The organism is Rhizobium sp. P32RR-XVIII, from assembly GCF_012641395.1.
Classification (GTDB): domain Bacteria; phylum Pseudomonadota; class Alphaproteobacteria; order Rhizobiales; family Rhizobiaceae; genus Rhizobium.
The window spans coordinates 16,874-35,139 of record NZ_JABAIH010000003.1; the positions used below are offsets into that span (position 1 = coordinate 16,874).

Sequence of the window (18,266 nt, forward strand, 5' to 3'; positions counted from 1 at the left end):
AGCGCGCCGTTCACGGACGAACGCGGATGACCGTCTTCCCCGTGCGCCGCTCGGTCGGATTGAATGCGGCGACGGCTTCGTCGAGGGTCGCGATGTTGCCGATGTTCGTCCGCAGTCGTCCGTCCCGCACCCGCTGGACGATCTCACTCAGTTGAGCACGATCCGACTCGACAACGAAGTCGACCGCCAGGCCGTCGGCGGGCCGCGCCTCGGCCGGCCCGACAATGGTCACCAGTGTTCCTCCGGCTCGAATCAAGCCTGCGGACCGCTTCTGGATGTCACCGCCGATGACATCGAACACCAGATCGACGCCACCGACGTCTTCGAGGACATCGTTGTCGAGGTCGACGAACTCCTGCGCGCCGAAGTCGAGCGCCTTCTGACGGTCGGCGGCGCGTCCGGTGCCGATGACATAGGCGCCGGCCTCACGTGCGAGCTGCGTCACCATCGAACCGACGGCGCCGGCCGCGCCGTGCGCAAGAACGCTCTGCCCGGCCTGAAGGCGGCCGTGCTGGAACAGTCCCTGCCATGCCGTCAGTCCCGAGATCGGCAGGCTGGCGCCCACCGTGAAGTCGACGTCGCCCGGCAGCGGCGCAAGGTTGCGTGCCTCGATCGCCACAAACTCCGCCAGGGTGCCGTCGCGATGCCAATCCGCGAGGCCGAACACCCGCTGCCCCAGCGACAGGCCCGTCGTACCATAGCCGAGGGTGGTGACCACTCCGGCCAGCTCGTGGCCGGGGATCGACGGTGTCCGGTCACGGTCGCGGCGATCGGTCCAGGTCGAGGGCCAGGCGAGCTCAGTCGGGACGAATCCCGAGGCATGAATCCGAACGACGACGTCGTTTATCGCTGCCTGCGGCTCGGGCCGCTGCATCAGCTTCATCCCGGCCGTTCCAGCAGCCTGATCCGTTACCACGATTGCCTTCATGATAATTGTCTCCTCGGTTCATTCGTCTCGGATGCGGCAACGCCCGTTACTCGATCGGACATGGAACCTCTCCCATGACCGTCAGGTCGATCGTCGCGAGCGCTTTGTCCCTCGCTAATATGGCCTGGTCCCGGTCGAGAAACGCGGTGGCCTGCATGGCGAAGAATTGCAGGCTTTTCAGCCCCATGGAGCCCAGCACTGCCGACAGATACGGCGTGAGAAAATCGGGCTGGTTGGCTTTCTCGCCGGCGAAGACGCCGCCGGAAGCGATACCGACGAACACCGGTCGATCCGAGAGCATTCCCACCTTCCCTTCTCGCGTCGACTTGAAGGTACGACCGGCGCGCAGGATTTGGTCGATCCAGGCCTTGAGGACCGAGGGAACGGTGAGGTTGTGCATGGGCGTTCCGATGACAATCGCATCGGCCGCCTCGACTTCGTGAATAAGCGCTTCGGATAGCTCCAGCGCACCCTTCAGCGGGGCCGCCAACGTCGTCGGCGACGACAGGGTAGTCGCGTAGTCGGGCGCGGGGTGCGACAGGGGGTAAGCGCCAAAGTCGCGCCGGCTGATGCTCGCGCCGGGCGCAACCTCAAGGAGCTTTTTGACGATCGCCGCCGAAAGCTGGCGGCTGTGCGATTCTGGACGCGGGCTGCAATCAATATGGAGGATTTTCATGCCACGCCCCGCTTATTGCTTCAGAACCGGATAGCCGTGAGTGTAGATCCAGTCTGACTGTCGCGCCGGCTCGTGACAGGACTGACAGTCCGCCGTGTAGTCGGTGGATGTGGTCTTCTGGGGATCAGCTGCGTCGAACCAGGACCAACCCCAACCGTCGCCCCAAAGCTTGTTTCCTGGAAATCGGCCGGTGCTGTCTTTCACCATGACGAACCAGCCGGCCAGGGTACCGGCACTGCTTACGGTTCCGGTTGTCATATCGTTCGTAGTCGTATCGAACACTTCCTTCACGAGAACGGCACCGTCGGGAAAGTGTCCGTCCTTGCGATACGCGGCGATGGTTCCGGGCGACGCATAGACCACGTGCAACTGTTTTGAGCCTGGACCGTCGTCTTTAGCCACTGCCCAGCTGCCCAGCACCTGATAAGCGGTCCGATAGTCGGGAGGTACGTGCAGATTTCCCTTGTCGTCGACAACAGCCGCAGCCGTTCCCTCGTACCGCGAGTGCTTATCCATCTGCGCATAGGTAGTAACGGCGCCGGCGCCGATCACGGACAATCCTGCCAGGGCAGCGCCCAAGGCAATGACGATTCTCATGGCAATGTTCCTATGTTGGTGAACCAGAAGCGTTCCTCGGCGTCCCTCGATGAGATCTCCGACGAAGGTAATTAGTTCTCGCAGGGCGGGACGAAGTTTTCCAATAGCTGAGATGTATCGTTTCCATAGCGGCGGGGAATGCTCGCGACTGTCCTCACGTGCCCTCGGCACCGGCGGCGCCAGCGACATCGGTTTCGCCCATCACCGATTTCCCGGCAGAAGACCTCGTGACCGTCAAAACGGCCGTGCGGTCCACGTCACTGACCTTAGAGCTCGGATCGAGCGCGAAAGGACTCCAATAACGGCAGGCTATCGACTTTATGGCGAGAGGTGATTTCCCTTTTGAGGCGTCGGAACCCACTGTGCCATTCGACGCTACGCCGGAAAACCACTCGTTGTCTAAGCGGATGGCTTCGGATCACGGACCAGGAGGTTGATATGCAGAATGCAGATGGACGGGAGGCGACCGCCCCATGCTCGAAAGCCGCTCCCGTTATCGAGATTCTTCCGCCAGACATCGTAGTACTTGCGGATGGTGCGGGCGTGGCTATCGGGCAGGGGCGCCTCTTCGCCACCTCGGTGGGCCCCCGCGCGCGTGACGGGCAGCGCCGACCGGCGCCTGCGCTCCGGTCTGTTGACATCCCGTTAGTAGGCCCCAACGGAGAGGTCTCGGGAATTCTGCGCCGCGTCCTACCCGTCGCTGAGTTCGGCGCCCTCTCGGCGCACCTCGAGTCAGCCTCGCGTAGCTCCAGCGACGAGATTACAAAGTCCGTTGTGCATGATATGAACAATCTCCTGGCCGTGATCGATGGCGGCCTTGGCCTTCTGGAACACCAAAGCGACGCCGATGCCCGCAGGGCGATCTTTACCCGCTTGCGCGGCGCGGTCGACAAAGGCGCGATTTTGACGCGAAGGCTACTGGACCATGGAAGTCTAGCCCGGCGCGGCTATGCTGGCACGACGCCTACACAGCTGTCTGTCGCCGTTGAGGCTTTGCGCCCGTCGTTGAGCTCGGACACAGTGATGGAAATAGAGATCGAATCCGGCCTGTGGCCGGTGAAGGCTGATGCCGATGAGCTCTATTTCGCGCTGCTGAACTTGTGTCGAAACGCTGATGCAGCCACGCGCAAAGGCGGCCTGATCGTCGTCTCCGCCGCGAATGTGGCCGCCCAATCGGATGGGCACGATGGAATGGTCGCAATCACAGTCCGCGACAACGGCTCAGGGATGACCGAGGAGGTCATGGGGCGCGCCTTCGAGCCGTATTTCACGACGAAGGAGGTTGGCGTCGGAACCGGCCTGGGGCTTGCCCAAGTTCGTGCGTTTGCCGAGCGCCAAGGGGGATCGATTCACTTGCAGTCCGAGTTAGGTGTTGGAACCGCGATCCACTTGATTTTCCCCCGTGTGCCGGACGAGGAGTCTGCTGCTACTCCGGTTCCGGAGCCGTACAGTGACGACAGCTGCTCGCGCTCGGCTCTCTCGACTATCGGCTATAGCCCGTCGCTGAACGGGGGCGTCTTCCACATAGTACCCTCAAGAGGGCAGCAGCGGACGATTTCTTAAAGATCATGGCAGGCCTTCAAGGACATCAACGCGGGATCTCTGCATCGCTTTTGCCCGTTAGCTGCGGTGACTTGACCGCATGTGGGTCCCGTTGCCGAACGGGCAGAGCGTGCCCTCCGTTGAGGGTTCGGCTTAGACCAAAAACTCTTTGTCGACGGGAATTTGCATCGCGTTGACCAGGTGATTGGTCTGCCCCGCCAACCCGATGACCGCAAGCAACTCCGCGTGCTGAGCTTCCGTCATTCCGCGCGCCTTTGCCGCTGCCGTGTGGGAATGGATGCAGTAGGAGCAACCGTTCGCGGTTGAGACGGCAATGTAGATCAGCTCCCGTGTGAGGGGATCTAAAGCACCTTCAGCTGTCATGACAGCCTTCAGTCCTTCCCAGGTCCGCTTCAACAGAACAGGGTCATTGGCGAGACCGCGCCAGAAATTGTTCACAAAATCTGATTTTTTGGTTGTCCGCATATCATCGAAGACTTCCTTCAATGCCGGCACTGCGTTTACTTCAGCATCGGTAAGCAGCTTGACGGTGGCCATGGTAGTTCCTTTACGAGGTCAACGGACCGCAGCATACATGAACTCTCCCTCGGTTCATCAGCGTGCGGCGATCTGACCCATTCTGCACCGCCGACATGCAAAAGCGGCGATCCCTGATCGCCGCTTTTGCAGTTGTTCCCCAGCCGGAGTGACGCTCTACTCGGCGGCCGTGGGACGAAGCACGCCGCGCCGGATCTGATCGGCCTCGATGGATTCGAACAGGGCGCGGAAGTTTCCTTCGCCGAAGCCCTCGTCTCCCTTTCGCTGAATGAACTCGAAGAAGATCGGGCCGATGACCGTTCTCGAGAAGATCTGCAGCAGGATGCGGGTCGTGCCGCCATCCACGACACCCTCGCCATCGATCAAGATGCCGTGCTGCTTCATCCGCTCGATCGGCTCGTCATGGCCGTGCACGCGGTCGTGCGAGAGTTCGTAGTATGTTTCCGGCGGGCCGGGCATGAATTTCAGGCCGTTACCAGCCAGCCTGTCGGTCGCGTCGTAAATTTCCTCCGTACCGACGGCGATGTGCTGGATGCCCTCGCCCTTGTATTTCCGCAGATACTCCTCGATCTGGCTGGTATCATCCTTGGACTCGTTCAGCGGAATGCGGATCTTGCCGCAGGGCGAGGTGATCGCGCGGCTCATCAGTCCGGTGATGCGGCCATCGATATTGAAGAAGTGGATCTGCTTGAAATTGAATAGCTCGCGATAGAAATCCCACCACTTGTCCATATTGCCGCGATAGACGTTGTGAGTCAGATGATCGAGATAGTAGAAGCCGACCCCCTGCGGCTTCGGATCGCGTTCGCCCAGCCATTCGAAATCCGCGTCATAAAGCGATCCCTTCTCGCCGTAGGTCTCGACGAAATAAAGCAGCGAACCGCCGATCCCGACGATTGCCGGAATGTCGATGGTCTTATCCTCGCCCTCATAGGGCGTAGCACCCTTTGACACCGCATGCTCGAACGCATGCCTTGCGTCAGAAACGCGCCAGGCCATGGACGGCGCGCAAGGGCCATGTTTGTCGACGAAGCGCATGGCATGGCTACCGGGCTCGGCATTGATCAGATAGTTGATGCTGCCCTGGCGCCAGACGGTGATGTCCCTCGTGCGGTGCTTGGCAACGTAAATGTAGCCCATGCGGGCGAAAAGCTCGCGAAGCTTTTCCGGCTCGGGATGGGCAAATTCGACAAACTCGAAGCCGTCCGTGCCGGCCGGGTTGTCTGCGGTGATGCCTGTCGGCGGTGCGTCATGCGGGAAAGGGCCCATTGTTCTCTCCTCCGAGATGGATTTTGAACAATTATGGCGCAGTTCTCATGCATTGTACTTGCATTCCCGCGGACTTCCGCCATTTCAATACACGATTCATGCATGGGATGAAGGAATTGCGCACGGATGGAACAGATCGACGGGTATGACCTGAAAATTCTCGCGGAATTGCAGCGTGACGGCCGCCTGACCAATAACGAGCTGTCCGAACTGATCGCTCTTTCGCCCTCGCAATGCTCGCGCCGGCGCGCAAGACTGGAGGCGGAAGGCTTTATCCAAAGCTACCGGGCGGTGCTGGATCGCGGCAGGCTGGGATTCGACCTTATGGTCGTGATCGCGGTCACGCTCGCCACCCACAATCGCGACAACGCCAAGCGTTTCGCGGCACTGATCGCCAACCTGCCGGAGGTGCTGGAATGTTTCGCGCTCACCGGCGAAATGGACTACCATCTCAAGGTCGTAACACCCGATCTCGCAGGGCTTTCGCATTTCGTCAACGACGTGCTGCTACCGCACGACAGCGTTCAGCATGTGAAGACCTCGATCGTGCTTCAGACGCTGAAAGACTTTCAGGGTCTGCCGGTCCGTCAGCGCAGCAAGCAGTGACCGGGCTCAGCGGTGCCGCTTGGTCATGACGGCTTCAACGGCCGCGAGACCGGAAGCAAGCGCCCGAAGGCCGTCCTCGCCGAGAAGCGACGCCAGTTCCGCCGAGTACCGGCCCGCCAGAACGGTCAATTCGCGATAGGCTTTGCTTCCCGCCGCCGTCAATTCGAGGTGCTCGACACGGCGATCCTGCTCGTCCTGCGTCCGCTTCAGCCAGCGGCGCTTCTCAAGCGCATAGACCGCTCGGCTGACCTTGGTCTTGTGCATGGTCGAATGAACGCCGACCTCCGTCGCCGTCATGCGCCCGGAACTTCCGAGCGCTGCAAGCGTGCGCCACTCCGGCCGCGTCAGGCCGTACTCGGCCTTGTAGGCCGCTGCAAAGCGCAGGGCGATAAACTCCGCAGCCCGATTGAGCCGAAACGGCAGGAATTGGTCGAGATCGAACTCGCGGGCGTCCATGGTTTCCTTGATAGTTACAAAATCAATAGTTACGTTTGTAACCATGATGGCGGAGGAGAAGCAAGCCATGCTGGACAAAGCAAGGAGCACGGCGGTCGATGCCGTTGCGGACGAACCGCAATACATGCCGGGCTTCGGCAACGATTTCGAGACGGAGTCCCTGCCCGGCGCCCTGCCGCAGGGCCAGAACAGCCCGCAGAAATGCAACTACGGTCTCTATGCCGAACAATTGTCAGGCTCGCCCTTCACCGCGCCGCGCGGAACCAATGAGCGCTCCTGGCTTTATCGCATTCGCCCGAGCGTGCGGCATACCGGCCGTTTTTCCAATGCGGAGTACCCGTTTTGGAAATCGGCACCTTGCCTTGACGATCATTCGCTGCCGCTCGGCCAGCTGCGGTGGAGCCCGATCCCTTCGCCGGCGAAAGAACTCGACTTTCTTGCCGGCCTCCGGACGATGACGGCCGCCGGCGACGTCATGACCCAGGTCGGCATGGCGGCGCACGCCTATGTTTTCAACGCGGACATGATCGACGATTATTTCTTCAATGCCGACGGAGAATTGCTGGTCGTGCCGCAGCTTGGTGCCATCCGCATCTTCACCGAAATGGGCATCATCGATATCGAACCCTCGGAGATCTGCCTTGTCCCGCGCGGCATGATCTTCAAGGTAAGCCGCCTCGGAGACGGTCCGGAATGGCGCGGCTACATCTGCGAGAACTATGGCGCCAAGTTCACGCTGCCCGATCGCGGGCCGATCGGCGCGAATTGCCTTGCCAATCCGCGCGACTTCAAGACGCCGGTCGCCGCCTACGAGGACAAGGAGACGTCGTGCCGCCTGCACGTCAAATGGTGCGGCAAGTTCTACGTGACCGAGATCGGCCATTCGCCGCTCGACGTGGTGGCGTGGCACGGCAACTACGCGCCGTTCAAATACGACCTGCGCACGTTCGCGCCGGTCGGCGCGATCCTCTTCGACCATCCGGACCCGTCGATCTTCACCGTGCTGACGGCGCCTTCGGGAGAGGCGGGAACCGCCAATGTCGACTTCGTCATCTTTCCGCCGCGCTGGCTGGTGGCCGAACACACGTTTCGGCCGCCCTGGTACCACCGCAACATCATGAGTGAGTTCATGGGCCTGATCCATGGCCAATACGACGCCAAGGAAGAGGGCTTCGTGCCCGGAGGGATGAGCCTGCACAACATGATGCTGCCGCACGGACCGGATGCGATGGGCTTCGAGAAGGCCTCCAATGTAGAGCTCAAGCCCGTGAAGCTGGACCATACGATGGCCTTCATGTTCGAGACGCGTTTTCCGCAGCAACTGACACGATATGCAGCCGAGCTCGAGACGCGGCAGGACAACTATCTCGAATGCTGGGACGGGCTGGAGCGCAGGTTCGACGGGACGCCCGGGATCAAGTGAAGGCTGTTCGTGAGCGGCCGGCGTTCCGGCTAATCATTCAAGATGGAATTTGAAAAAGATGAAACTTGCGACGCTCAAGGACTCCACGCGTGATGGCCGCCTGGTCGTCGTTTCCAAGGATCTCAGCCGATGCTCCGAGGTCGGTCATATCGCCCGCACGATGCAAGCGGCGCTGGACGACTGGGCCTATGTGGCGCCGCGTCTTGCCGGCGTTGCGGAAGGTCTGGATACCGGCGCTCAGCCAGCCATCCGGTTTCACGAACACGACGCTGCATCGCCGCTGCCGCGCGCCTACCAGTGGGCGGACGGCTCGGCCTATGTCAATCATGTCGAACTGGTCCGAAAGGCGCGCAACGCCGAGATGCCGGCAAGCTTCTGGACCGAGCCGCTGATGTACCAGGGCGGCTCCGATTCATTCCTCGCGCCCCGTGATCCCATTGTCGTTCCCGACGATACCTATGGCATCGACATGGAAGCGGAGATCGCCGTCATCCTCGATGACGTGCCTATGGGAGCGACGATCGACGAAGCCCGTGCCGCAATCCGTCTCGTGATGCTCGTCAACGACGTTTCACTGCGGGCGCTGATCCCCGCGGAGCTTGCGAAGGGCTTCGGATTCTTCCAGTCGAAGCCCTCCTCGGCCTTTTCGCCGGTCGCAGTAACGCCAGACGAGCTTGGCGACGCATGGGACGGCGGAAAACTCCATCTGCCGCTGCACGTCGACCTCAACGGCGAGCCCTTCGGGCGCGCCAATGCTGGCATCGACATGACGTTCGATTTCGGGGAGCTCATCGTCCATGCCAGCAAGACTCGGCCACTCGGCGCCGGCACCGTCATCGGCTCGGGCACCGTCTCCAACAAGCTGGACGGCGGGCCGGGCAAGCCGGTGGGCAAAGGCGGCGTCGGCTATTCTTGCATCGCCGAAATCCGCATGATCGAAACGATCGAGAGCGGCGCACCCGCAACGCCCTTCATGATGTTCGGCGATACGGTTCGTATCGAGATGAAGGACGCGGCCGGGCACTCGATCTTCGGCGCCATCGAGCAGACCGTGACGCGATATGACAGAAACTGAGGCGGCTTTGATGAGCGAGACGGTTCTTTTCGACTATTGGCGCTCTTCGGCAAGCTACCGCGTCCGGATCGCGCTCAACATGCTGGCGATCCCGTACCGGTCCGTTGCTGTCGATCTCCTGGCCAAGGAACACAAGCAGGCGACTCATCTGGCGCGAAACCCTCAAGGGCTGGTCCCTGCGCTTTCAATCGATGGACAGATGCTGACGCAGTCTCTCGCCATCATCGAATATCTTGCAGAAACGCGGCCTCAGGCCGGCTTCCTGCCTGCAGACATCTTTGGCCGCCAGCGCGTCAGAGCCCTTTCCTATGCCATTGCGATGGAGATTCATCCGGTTTGCAATCTTGGCGTCGTTTCCCACATCATGGAGCAGTCGGACGATCCGGACGCTGCCCGGATAGCATGGATGGGAAAATTCATCCGTGACGGCCTCGAGGCCTTCGAGCGGATGCTGGACAGACCGGAAACCGGCGAATTTTGCCACGGGGACAGCCCTACCATGGCCGATCTCTGCCTCGTCCCGCAGGTCTACAACGGCCGCCGTTGGAAGGTCGATCTTTCTGCTTGCCCGCGCACGACGGCTATTGCGGAAAAATGCGAGCGTCTGCCCGCCTTTGCCGCCGCCCATCCCGACCAGGCACGAAAGAGTACCGCTCTTTAGCAGCCATCTTCAGTTGTTCTTGAACACCAGGCAGACGCCGCCGCTCTTGCGCACCTCCTGGCAGACCTGATTTGCCTCGGCCCGTGTCTGGCGGCCAACGCGGGCGACGTATCGAGGCCGGTAACCGAAGCTGCGGTCGCGTTGGCGCAGAATGAGCGGCCTTTCGGCGTTCAAGGGTGACGGCAGCTTGCTGATATCCTGCAGGAAAAGACTGCGGGCGGCCGATGGATCGAAGTGAGCGGCGAGTTGCGCGCCCCAGGGCGCCCATACGCCTTCAGGCTGCCAGGGATCGCTCTTGAGACGGCGGCTTTCTGCAAGGGCTATACAGGCCTCCAGGAAAGGCTTGTCCTTGTCGAGTTCGGGTGCTGGTTTTTCCGGTGGCCTGTCTTTCCACTCTTCGATGGTGTGCGCCGTTATCGCGGTGACATAGCTCCGCGTTTCGAATGGCAAAGCGCCGGCCTGGAGGAAAGCCGCCAGACCATCCTCGCCGGCATTATAGGCAGCCGCTGCGAAGCCCAGATTACCGAAACGGTTGCGCAGGTCATCGAGGTAGGCTGCCGATGCCTGCAGCGCGCTGAGCGCGTCATAACTGTTCTCCAGCCCCCGCAGTTTGGCGGTGCCCGGCATGAACTGCGCAATCCCCTCAGCGCCCTTTGGGCTCAGCGCGTCGGGCCGAAACCGGCTTTCGCGCCAGATCAGCCGCGCGAAATAATCCGGAGGAAGCTGGTTGGCGCGCGCGAAGTGATCGATGGCCGTGCAGATATCCGCGCTGTAGCTGTCCTTTCGCACGCAAAAGGTGGGGCTGCCGGCGGCCGCCTCCAGAGAGTAAAGACACGCCGGCGGGGCAGGCTTCCCTTCGGGCTGGGAATACCCCGGACTGGCGAGCAAGGCGGCAACGAACGCGCCCGCGATTGGCGCAAGTCTTCCGGCTGTCGCCTTGCGCATGAAGCGCCTCATCCGGTGCCTCTCCCAAACTCCATCGGACCGTCGCGCCGAGACTATCAAAATGAAGTGGAAACCGCCATTGCCGCGATCAAGGAATCAATGGCCTTGGCTAGGTCATCGGTCAGAAACGCTCGCGCAAAAGTCCGATTGCATCGGCGTCGGCATTGGCAAAGGCAAGCCGAAGATAGCCGTCTTGACCTTCGCCGAAATAGCTTCCCGGGATGCAGACGACGCCGGCTTTCTTCGCAAGCCTTTCCGCCACCGTTACCGAAGGCGTGTCGCCGTACGGATGGCGGATGAAGGCGAAGTAAGCGCCGATCGCGGCGATCGACCAGCCGTTCGTTGCCGCCATGACCGCTTTCAGTGCGTCGGCGCGGCGGGTGATCTCCAGCCGGTTTGCGGCGCGCCAGTCGGCCAGGATCGGAAGCGCCGTCGCCACCGCAACCTGAGCTGCTCTCGGTGCGCAAATCTGCATGTTGTCCATGATCTTGGCGATCTCGGCCACGATGCGCGGGCCGGCTGTGATGGCGCCGAGCCGATGTCCCGGGATGCAGAAGGACTTGGAGAAACTGTAGAGCAGTATCAGCGTCTCCTCCCAGCCCTCGATGGAGAGCAGGTCATGCGGCGACCCACTGTTGGCAGGCAGGAAGTCACGATAGGTCTCGTCCAATATCAGCCACGCCCCATGCTTTCGGCAGAGATGGAAGAGTTCGCGGAGCAGCGCCGGCGGGTAGACGGCACCGGTCGGATTGTTCGGCGTGACGACGGCAAGCGCCCGTGCGCCCGACAACAACGCCTTTTCGGCGGATGCCACGTCCGGCAGGAAGCCGTTTGCGGCATCGCATTCGACGAGCACCCGGCCAATGCCCAGCATCGAAAGCGTGGTCTCGTGGTTGAAATAGAAGGGATTGGTCAGCCCGATCGTTTCACCTGCCTGAGCGAGCGCGATGACCGAGCACATAAAGGCCTGGTTGCAGCCTGACGTAATGTGGATATTGGCGGCGGAAACGCGCGCGCCATAGACATCCGACATATGCGCCGCATAGGCCTTCCTCAGGACCTCCTCACCTTCGATGGCGCCATAGCCCGTCATTGCGGGAGAAGCGGCCGTCTCGCCGAGAAGCCGCAGCATCTCCGGATGCGCCGGGTAGCCGGGCACCGCCTGCGACAGGTCGAGCAGCGGCCCCCTGCTGCCGTCATATTCGCGCGCCCAGGCAAGCACCGAGGGAATCGGCGGAGGCGACAAACGGGCGACAAGCGGGTTCGGGCGGGTGACGGACATGCGCGGTTCCTTCAAAGATCCTCAGGGTTTCAGACGGCGTTTGGCCGGCTTTCGCGCGGTGGCGCGAGCACGAGAGACGGGGGTGAAGTTTTCGACGGCAGCCGTCGGAGCATCCAGTCGCGCGCGGCCCCGGATCACACGCCGGGCGGAGGCTTGCGGTTCGGCTCCGCGATCGCTCTCGAGCGCCGCGAAGAACCAGTCGAGGAAGACTTTGACGATCGGCGCAGCGCGCACTTCATTGCGACAGCCCACGTAGAATGCATCGTTGGCCGGAACGGAGAGATCGAAGGGCACGACGAGTTCGCCCTGGGCAATCAGGCTTCCGGCCGTGATCGTGTCGCCGAGCGCAACACCCTGCCCGCTCAAGGCCGCTTCGGTCGAAAGGCGTGCATCGCTCATGAAATGCTGCCTGCCCCGCGGCATATCCAGGGCGTCAGCCGCAGCAAGCCAGGTGTTCCATTCGCGTCCATCGTCACCATGCAGCAGTACGTGATCGCGCAGATCGCGGACCGAACGCAGCGCCCGGCTGTTCATCAGCGTCGGGCTGACGACCGGGAACAGCTGCAGGTTTGTCCAAAGGCGCGCCCAGCAGTCCGGCCAGGCGCCATCACCATAGAGGATGCAGATATCGAGGTCCGGCGAATAGAGCAGATCGGGATCGTTCGAAGCGACAAGCGTCAAACTGATATCCGGGAACTGTTCGCTGAATTGATGCATGCGCGGGATCAGCCAGAAAGACAACAAAGCGGGCACACACGAAATTCTCAGGCTGCCGCTGGTCGACGGGCGCGTCACCAATGCCGTCGCTGCCGCAATACTCTCGAACGCGCTCGTGAGTGCCGGCAAAAGCAGCGCCGCCTGCGGCGTCAACTTCAGCCGTTTGCCGTTACGCTCGAAGAGCGGTGTGCCGAAGATAGCCTCCAGCGCTTTGATCTGATGGCTGATCGCGCCATGCGTGACGTTCAGTTCGCGCGCGGCGCCCGAGACCGAACCCCGCCGGGCCGCGGCCTCGAAGGCACGCAATGAATTCAGCGGCGGCAATCGGTTGAACATGGCGGTCTGTTGTGAAAAAATCTCACGATGAGCGGTATAACAATGTGAATTGCATTTCCATCATTTTTGTTGGGTAATGCAAGAAAATAAGAAGAAGAGCGTGGGGAACAACGACAAGCCGCATGCGTGCCGGTTCCCCGCCATTGGAGAAAAAGAGGTGAACCGGAATGGCCTGGGATCAGACAAAACTCGAAGAACTGCGCGCAAAATTTGCCGATAGCCACGGCGGCGAGATCTTCGATCCCGATTTTCGCAAAGTCGCCGACAAGATTTTTTCGAAAAGCGGGACGCGATTGGCCCCCTACGCCGGCGTTCCGACATTCCTGAGCGCCCCCTACATGCCGGTTGCGGCCGACGAGCCGGATTTCGGCAATCTGCAGGTCGCAATCAGCGGCATTCCGATGGATCTCGGCGTCACCAATCGGCCGGGCTCGCGCTTCGGGCCGCGGGCGCTGCGCACGATCGAGCGCATCGGGCCGTACAACCATGTGCTGGGCACCGCGCCGGTGTTCGACCTACGTGCTGCCGATATCGGCGATGTGCCCCTCCAGAGCCGCTACCGGTTGGAACTCAGTCACGAAGACATCGAAAAGCGCATCAGCCAGATCGTCGACGCCGGCGTCGCGCCGCTTTCGGTCGGCGGCGATCACTCGATAACCCATCCGATCTTGAAGGCCGTCGGGAAGAAACAGCCGGTCGGCCTGATCCACATCGACGCCCATTGCGATACGGGCGGCGCTTACGACCAGACGAAGTTCCATCATGGTGGCCCGTTCCGCAACGCCGTTCTCGACGGCGTGCTCGATCCGACGCGCACGGTGCAGATCGGCATCCGCGGCTCGGCCGAATATCTCTGGGAGTTTTCCTACGAATCGGGAATGACCGTCATCCACGCCGAGGAGGTGACGGGCATGGGAATTCCGGCAATCATCGAAAGGGCGAAGGCAATTGTCGGCGACGGACCGACCTACCTCACCTTCGACATCGACAGCCTCGATCCAAGCTTTGCCCCCGGCACCGGAACCCCGGAAGTCGGCGGCTTGACAACACGCGAAGTTCTGGAATTGATCCGTGGCCTGAAAGGGGTCAATCTCGTCGGCGGCGATGTTGTCGAGGTCGCGCCGCAGTATGACGCAACGACGAATACTGCTCATGCCGGCGCTCAGGTCCTGTTCGAGATCCTGAGCCTGATGGTCTTCAGCCCATCCATTGGCAACAAGCGCGACTGACGCCGGCAGCCACCGGAATTGCAAGTTCATGACAGACCAAACAAAAGAGGGAACAAAACCATGAAAAAGATACTCGAGGCGGCGGTCAGCCGCCGTAACGTGCTAGCAAGCGGCCTGGCGGCCACCAGCATGCTTGCCATGCCGTCCATACTGCGCGCGCAGGACAAGTCGCTGAAGGTCGGCGTCTATGGCGGCTACTTCAAGGATTCGTTCGACAAGAACATCTTCCCGGAATTCACCAAGGCGACCGGCATCGCTGTCGAGGCCGTGGCCGAGCCGACCGGCGAAGCCTGGCTGGTGCAGCTGGAGCAGGCCGCCAAGGCAGGCCAGGCGCCGGCCGACCTTTCGATGATGTCGCAGGTGGCGATGCTCAAGGGTCAGGCGACCGAGCTCTGGACGCCGATCGACATGACGAAGATCAAGAACGCTTCCGGCCTGATCGATCGCTTCGTCAACAAATATCCGGACGGCCGCGTCGCCGGTGTCGGCGCCGTCGCGTGGTACATCACGCTCGTCACCAATACCGACGTTTACAAGGAGCCGCCGACCTCCTGGACCGCGCTGTGGGATCCTGCAAATGCGGACAAGCTCGGCCTGCTCGCGCTCGTCTCCAACTCGTTCCTGCTGGAAGTGACAGCCAAGACGCATTTCGGCGGCACGAACGCGCTGGACACCGAGGAAGGCATCCTGAAAGCCTTCGACAAGCTTGCCGAAGTGAAGCCGAACGTCCGCCTCTGGTATCGCGACGAAGCGCAGTTCGAGCAATCGCTGAAATCCGGCGAAATTCCGATGGGTCAGTACTACCATGACGTCACAGGACTTGCAGCCGCTGACGGCTTCCCGGTCCGTTCTACCTTCCCGAAGGAAGGCGGCATCCAGGATTCCGGCTGCTGGGCGCTGTCGCGCGCGTCGAAGAAATCCGAAGAGGCACACATCTTCATCGACTATATGTGCCAGCCGGCTATTCAGGCGCTGATGTCGCGCAAGGTCGGCACGGCTCCGACCCTCAAACGCGAGCTGCTCGACCTTACCGACAAGGAGTTTGCCGCGGTTTCCTCGGACATCGAGCCGATCATCCCGCGCTACGACCTCTATCAGTCCAAGTCGGATTGGCTGAACCAGAAATGGACGGAACTCATCGTCGGCTGAGTTTTTGAAGCTTGAATGCGCCGCAGCGGTCTGCGTGCGCCTCCACCTTTGACGGCGAGGCGCATGCGGAGCATTCTTCGTGCGCATGCGCCTCACGCGGGGGATTTATGTCCGGACTGGCACTCAACAACGTCACGAAACAATTCGGCCCCTTCACGGCCGTCGACAATGTCCAGCTCAACGTTCCGCACGGAACGTTTGTCTGCATGCTCGGCCCCTCCGGCTGCGGCAAGACCACTCTGCTGCGCATGATTGCCGGCCTCGACACGCCGACCGGCGGCGCCATCGTGCTCGATGACAAGGACATTACCGCCATCCCGACGCATAAGCGCGAACTGGGAATGGTTTTTCAATCGCTCGCGCTTTTCCCGCACCTGACGGTCGGCGAGAACATCGCCTATCCGCTGCGCATCCGCGGCACGGCGAAGGAGGCGCAGAAGAAGCGCGTCGATGAACTGCTCGCCCTCATCCACCTGCCGGGCTATGCCGACCGGCCGGTGAACAAGCTATCGGGCGGCCAGCGCCAGCGTGTGGCGATCGCCCGGGCGCTTACGATTTCGCCGAAGCTCTTCCTGCTCGACGAGCCGCTTTCGGCGCTCGACGCAAAGCTGCGCGAGGCGATGCAGGTGGAGCTTCGCCAACTCCAGCAGCAGCTTGGGATCACGACGATCGTCGTTACCCATGATCAGCGCGAGGCGATGACGATGGCAGACACCGTCGTCGTCATGAACGGCGGGCAGATCCGCCAGGCGGCGAACCCGATCGAGATCTACCGCCGTCCCGCCGATCGCTTCGTCGCCGATTTCATCGGCTCCACCAACCTGCTCGAAGTCGAAGCCGACACCGCCGGCCGAGCGACCGTCCTCGGCAAGGCTATCGAGGGCGTTTCGCTTCCCCCCGGCCTCACCAGGGCAACCCTGTCGGTACGGCCCGAGGATGTGCATCTGACAGCACCCGGCGGCAGCACCATCGGCGGCAGGGTAACTTTCATCCGCGATCTCGGCGGCACGATCGAGACCTTCCTCGACCTTTCCGGAACACAGGTCATCGCCGTTTCAACCCCGCGCGAACGGCCGGCTGTCAACGTCGGCGATGAGGTCGGCGTCAAGCTCTCGCCCGACATCTGCGTGGTGCTGAAGCAATGAGGCGCGAACGACCGCAGAACATCGCCGACTACTGGCCGCTCGCCTTTCCAGCCGGAATGCTGACGGTCTTTTTCGTCATCCCGTTCGGAACGATGGTTGCCGTCAGCTTCTTCCAGCGGCAGCAGGGCGGTTTCTATACGCCGGCCTTCGTCTTCGACAACTACGCCCGCTTCATCAGCCTGTTTTTCGGCAAGGTGCTGGGCTTTTCGTTGTTTCTCGCAATCGCCGTCGCGATCTGCTGCGTCGTGCTTGGCATTCCGTTCACCTATTTGCTGACGCGCATGGGGCGCAAGGCTCAGGTGATCTGGCTGGTAGCGCTGCTATCGATCCTTTCACTTTCCGAAGTCATCATCGGCTTTGCCTGGTCGACGCTGTTCTCACGAACGGCCGGCATCACCAACCTGCTGGTCATGCTTGGCGTCATGCAACAGGCTGTGCCGCTGACGCCGAGCTTCGAAGCGGTTCTGGCGGGCATGGTCTATCAGGCCCTGCCCTATACGATCCTGATCCTTTATCCCGCCCTCGTCCGACTCGATCCGACCTTGACGGAAGCGGCGCAAACGCTCGGCGCTTCCCCGGTCAAGGCGTTTTTCACGGTCGTCGTGCCGGCGTTGCGCAACACGATCATCGCGACGCTGATCATGGTCTTCATCTTCGCGCTCGGCTCATACCTGCTGCCGCAGATCCTCGGCCGCCCGTCGCATTGGACGCTGTCAGTGCTGATCACGGACCAGGCCGTCTATCAGTCGAACATGCCGTTTGCTGCGGCCATGGCCGTATTCCTGGTGCTGGTGACGCTCGCCATGGTGGGACTGACGGTCCTGGTCGGACGCAAGGGAGAAATGGCATGACCACCTTTCTCCGCCGTCTGTACTTCGCGCTGATTGGCCTTTTCCTGGCGGCTCCCATCATCGTCGTCGCAGGCGTGTCTATAAACGAGAAGCAAAGTCTCAACTTCCCGCCCCGGGGCTTTTCGCTCGGCTGGTACGGCGAGATCTTTGCCAATCCCGAGTGGCGGAATGCGCTCTTTGCTTCACTGACGCTCGCCATTCTGTCAGCGGCGCTCGCTGTCCTCATCGCATTGCCGCTCGCCTGGTTTCTATGGCGAAGAATTGCGCCATGGGCGAATATCTTTCAGCTGCTGGGAATCGCGCCCTTTACGCTACCACCGGTCATTACCGCACTCGGGATGTTGACCTTCTGGGCAACCACCGGTTTTTACGGCGCACCATGGACCGCCGTGATCAGCCACGCGATCTTCTTCGTCACCTTGCCGCTGGTAACGCTATCGCTCGGCTTCACCTCGATCGATCGCTCATTCGTCGAGGCGGCAGCGACGATGGGGGCGGATGACCGGACCGTGTTCACGACGGTCGTATTGCCGCTGATCCGGCCATACCTGATTTCCGGCTATGCCTTTGCCTTCGTTCTTTCGCTGAACGAATACATCGTCGCCTACATGACGGTCGGTTTCACGATGGAGACCTTGCCGATCAAGATCTTCAACGCACTGCGCTATGGCTACACGCCGACCATGGCGTCGGTGACGATCCTGTTCGTCGTGACTGCGGCCCTGATCTTTGGACTGATTGCCCGCTTCGGCGATCTTCCGAAGCTTCTCGGTGCGATGGCGGGAGAGAAGTAACCGCGGCATATTGCCGGCTCGCGCGCG

General features: G+C 61.5%; 19 protein-coding genes. 10 read left to right on the forward strand and 9 right to left on the reverse strand.

The features are described from left to right. Positions 1-10: 10 nt before the first annotated feature. Genes HGP14_RS09800 through HGP14_RS09810 form a run of 3 tightly spaced genes read right to left on the reverse strand, consistent with a single transcriptional unit; the run spans position 11 to position 2,201 of the window. Entirely contained in the window at positions 11-928 is a 918-nt protein-coding gene (locus tag HGP14_RS09800) for an NADP-dependent oxidoreductase (protein WP_168829663.1), read from the reverse strand. A 46-nt stretch (positions 929-974) separates the two neighbouring features. Beyond that, the gene (locus HGP14_RS09805) at positions 975-1,604 is read right to left on the reverse strand and encodes an FMN-dependent NADH-azoreductase (RefSeq protein WP_168829664.1); all 630 of its coding nucleotides are present in this window, start codon (positions 1,602-1,604) and stop codon (positions 975-977) included. A 12-nt stretch (positions 1,605-1,616) separates the two neighbouring features. Beyond that, positions 1,617-2,201: a cytochrome P460 family protein gene (locus tag HGP14_RS09810; RefSeq protein ID WP_168829665.1), complete on the reverse strand. Its 585-nt coding sequence runs from the start codon at positions 2,199-2,201 to the stop codon at positions 1,617-1,619. Positions 2,202-2,639: 438 nt separating this feature from the next. On the opposite strand from HGP14_RS09810, the gene HGP14_RS09815 reads away from it, so the two are divergent. Beyond that, on the forward strand, positions 2,640-3,764 hold the full coding sequence (locus HGP14_RS09815; protein ID WP_168829666.1) for a sensor histidine kinase: 1,125 nt from the start codon (positions 2,640-2,642) through the stop codon (positions 3,762-3,764). Positions 3,765-3,896: 132 nt separating this feature from the next. Here the strand turns inward: HGP14_RS09815 and HGP14_RS09820 are convergent, their stop codons facing one another. Beyond that, positions 3,897-4,301 (reverse strand): carboxymuconolactone decarboxylase family protein, encoded by a 405-nt coding sequence (locus HGP14_RS09820; RefSeq protein ID WP_168829667.1) that lies wholly within the window; start codon positions 4,299-4,301, stop codon positions 3,897-3,899. Positions 4,302-4,457: 156 nt separating this feature from the next. Beyond that, positions 4,458-5,570, reverse strand: a complete 1,113-nt coding sequence (gene hppD / locus HGP14_RS09825) for a 4-hydroxyphenylpyruvate dioxygenase (protein ID WP_168829668.1) — start codon at positions 5,568-5,570, stop codon at positions 4,458-4,460. A gap of 126 nt (positions 5,571-5,696) precedes the next feature. Here hppD and HGP14_RS09830 point away from each other — a divergent pair, with 126 nt between their 5' ends. Next, complete coding sequence (locus HGP14_RS09830) at positions 5,697-6,176, forward strand: Lrp/AsnC family transcriptional regulator (protein WP_168829669.1); 480 nt, start codon at positions 5,697-5,699, stop codon at positions 6,174-6,176. Positions 6,177-6,182: 6 nt separating this feature from the next. Here the strand turns inward: HGP14_RS09830 and HGP14_RS09835 are convergent, their stop codons facing one another. Continuing rightward, positions 6,183-6,632, reverse strand: a complete 450-nt coding sequence (locus HGP14_RS09835; RefSeq protein ID WP_168829670.1) for a MarR family winged helix-turn-helix transcriptional regulator — start codon at positions 6,630-6,632, stop codon at positions 6,183-6,185. A gap of 67 nt (positions 6,633-6,699) precedes the next feature. On the opposite strand from HGP14_RS09835, the gene hmgA reads away from it, so the two are divergent. The 3 genes from hmgA to maiA are packed head-to-tail and all read left to right on the forward strand — an operon-like array spanning position 6,700 to position 9,791. Further along, on the forward strand, positions 6,700-8,055 hold the full coding sequence (gene hmgA, locus HGP14_RS09840; RefSeq protein WP_168829671.1) for a homogentisate 1,2-dioxygenase: 1,356 nt from the start codon (positions 6,700-6,702) through the stop codon (positions 8,053-8,055). A 58-nt stretch (positions 8,056-8,113) separates the two neighbouring features. Further along, a complete protein-coding gene (locus tag HGP14_RS09845; protein ID WP_168829672.1) occupies positions 8,114-9,130 on the forward strand; it encodes a fumarylacetoacetate hydrolase family protein in 1,017 nt (338 codons plus the stop codon). A gap of 10 nt (positions 9,131-9,140) precedes the next feature. Continuing rightward, positions 9,141-9,791 carry a maleylacetoacetate isomerase gene (maiA, locus tag HGP14_RS09850; protein ID WP_168829673.1) on the forward strand — a complete coding sequence of 217 codons (651 nt, stop codon included), beginning with the start codon at positions 9,141-9,143 and terminating at the stop codon, positions 9,789-9,791. A gap of 9 nt (positions 9,792-9,800) precedes the next feature. On the opposite strand, the gene HGP14_RS09855 is transcribed toward maiA, so the two are convergent. From HGP14_RS09855 to HGP14_RS09865, 3 genes are all read right to left on the reverse strand, one after another. Beyond that, the gene (locus tag HGP14_RS09855) at positions 9,801-10,748 is read right to left on the reverse strand and encodes a lytic transglycosylase domain-containing protein (RefSeq protein ID WP_246704409.1); all 948 of its coding nucleotides are present in this window, start codon (positions 10,746-10,748) and stop codon (positions 9,801-9,803) included. Positions 10,749-10,857: 109 nt separating this feature from the next. Further along, positions 10,858-12,018, reverse strand: a complete 1,161-nt coding sequence (locus HGP14_RS09860) for an aminotransferase (RefSeq protein ID WP_168829674.1) — start codon at positions 12,016-12,018, stop codon at positions 10,858-10,860. Positions 12,019-12,039: 21 nt separating this feature from the next. Continuing rightward, positions 12,040-13,071: a LysR substrate-binding domain-containing protein gene (locus HGP14_RS09865; protein WP_168829675.1), complete on the reverse strand. Its 1,032-nt coding sequence runs from the start codon at positions 13,069-13,071 to the stop codon at positions 12,040-12,042. A gap of 167 nt (positions 13,072-13,238) precedes the next feature. Here HGP14_RS09865 and speB point away from each other — a divergent pair, with 167 nt between their 5' ends. The 5 genes from speB to HGP14_RS09890 all read left to right on the forward strand — a co-directional run bounded on the left by speB (position 13,239) and on the right by HGP14_RS09890 (position 18,239). Then, positions 13,239-14,300, forward strand: a complete 1,062-nt coding sequence (gene speB, locus HGP14_RS09870) for an agmatinase (protein WP_168829676.1) — start codon at positions 13,239-13,241, stop codon at positions 14,298-14,300. 60 nt (positions 14,301-14,360) lie between these two features. Continuing rightward, positions 14,361-15,449: an ABC transporter substrate-binding protein gene (locus tag HGP14_RS09875; protein WP_168829677.1), complete on the forward strand. Its 1,089-nt coding sequence runs from the start codon at positions 14,361-14,363 to the stop codon at positions 15,447-15,449. Between the two features lie 107 nt (positions 15,450-15,556). Next, positions 15,557-16,594 carry an ABC transporter ATP-binding protein gene (locus tag HGP14_RS09880; protein WP_168829678.1) on the forward strand — a complete coding sequence of 346 codons (1,038 nt, stop codon included), beginning with the start codon at positions 15,557-15,559 and terminating at the stop codon, positions 16,592-16,594. Then, positions 16,591-17,445, forward strand: coding sequence for an ABC transporter permease (locus HGP14_RS09885; RefSeq protein WP_168829679.1), 855 nt, complete (start codon positions 16,591-16,593; stop codon positions 17,443-17,445). Before HGP14_RS09880 ends, HGP14_RS09885 begins: the two co-directional genes overlap by 4 nt. Beyond that, complete coding sequence (locus HGP14_RS09890; RefSeq protein ID WP_168829680.1) at positions 17,442-18,239, forward strand: ABC transporter permease; 798 nt, start codon at positions 17,442-17,444, stop codon at positions 18,237-18,239. The genes HGP14_RS09885 and HGP14_RS09890 overlap by 4 nt, the downstream gene beginning before the upstream one ends. The last annotated feature ends 27 nt before the right edge of the window (positions 18,240-18,266 follow it).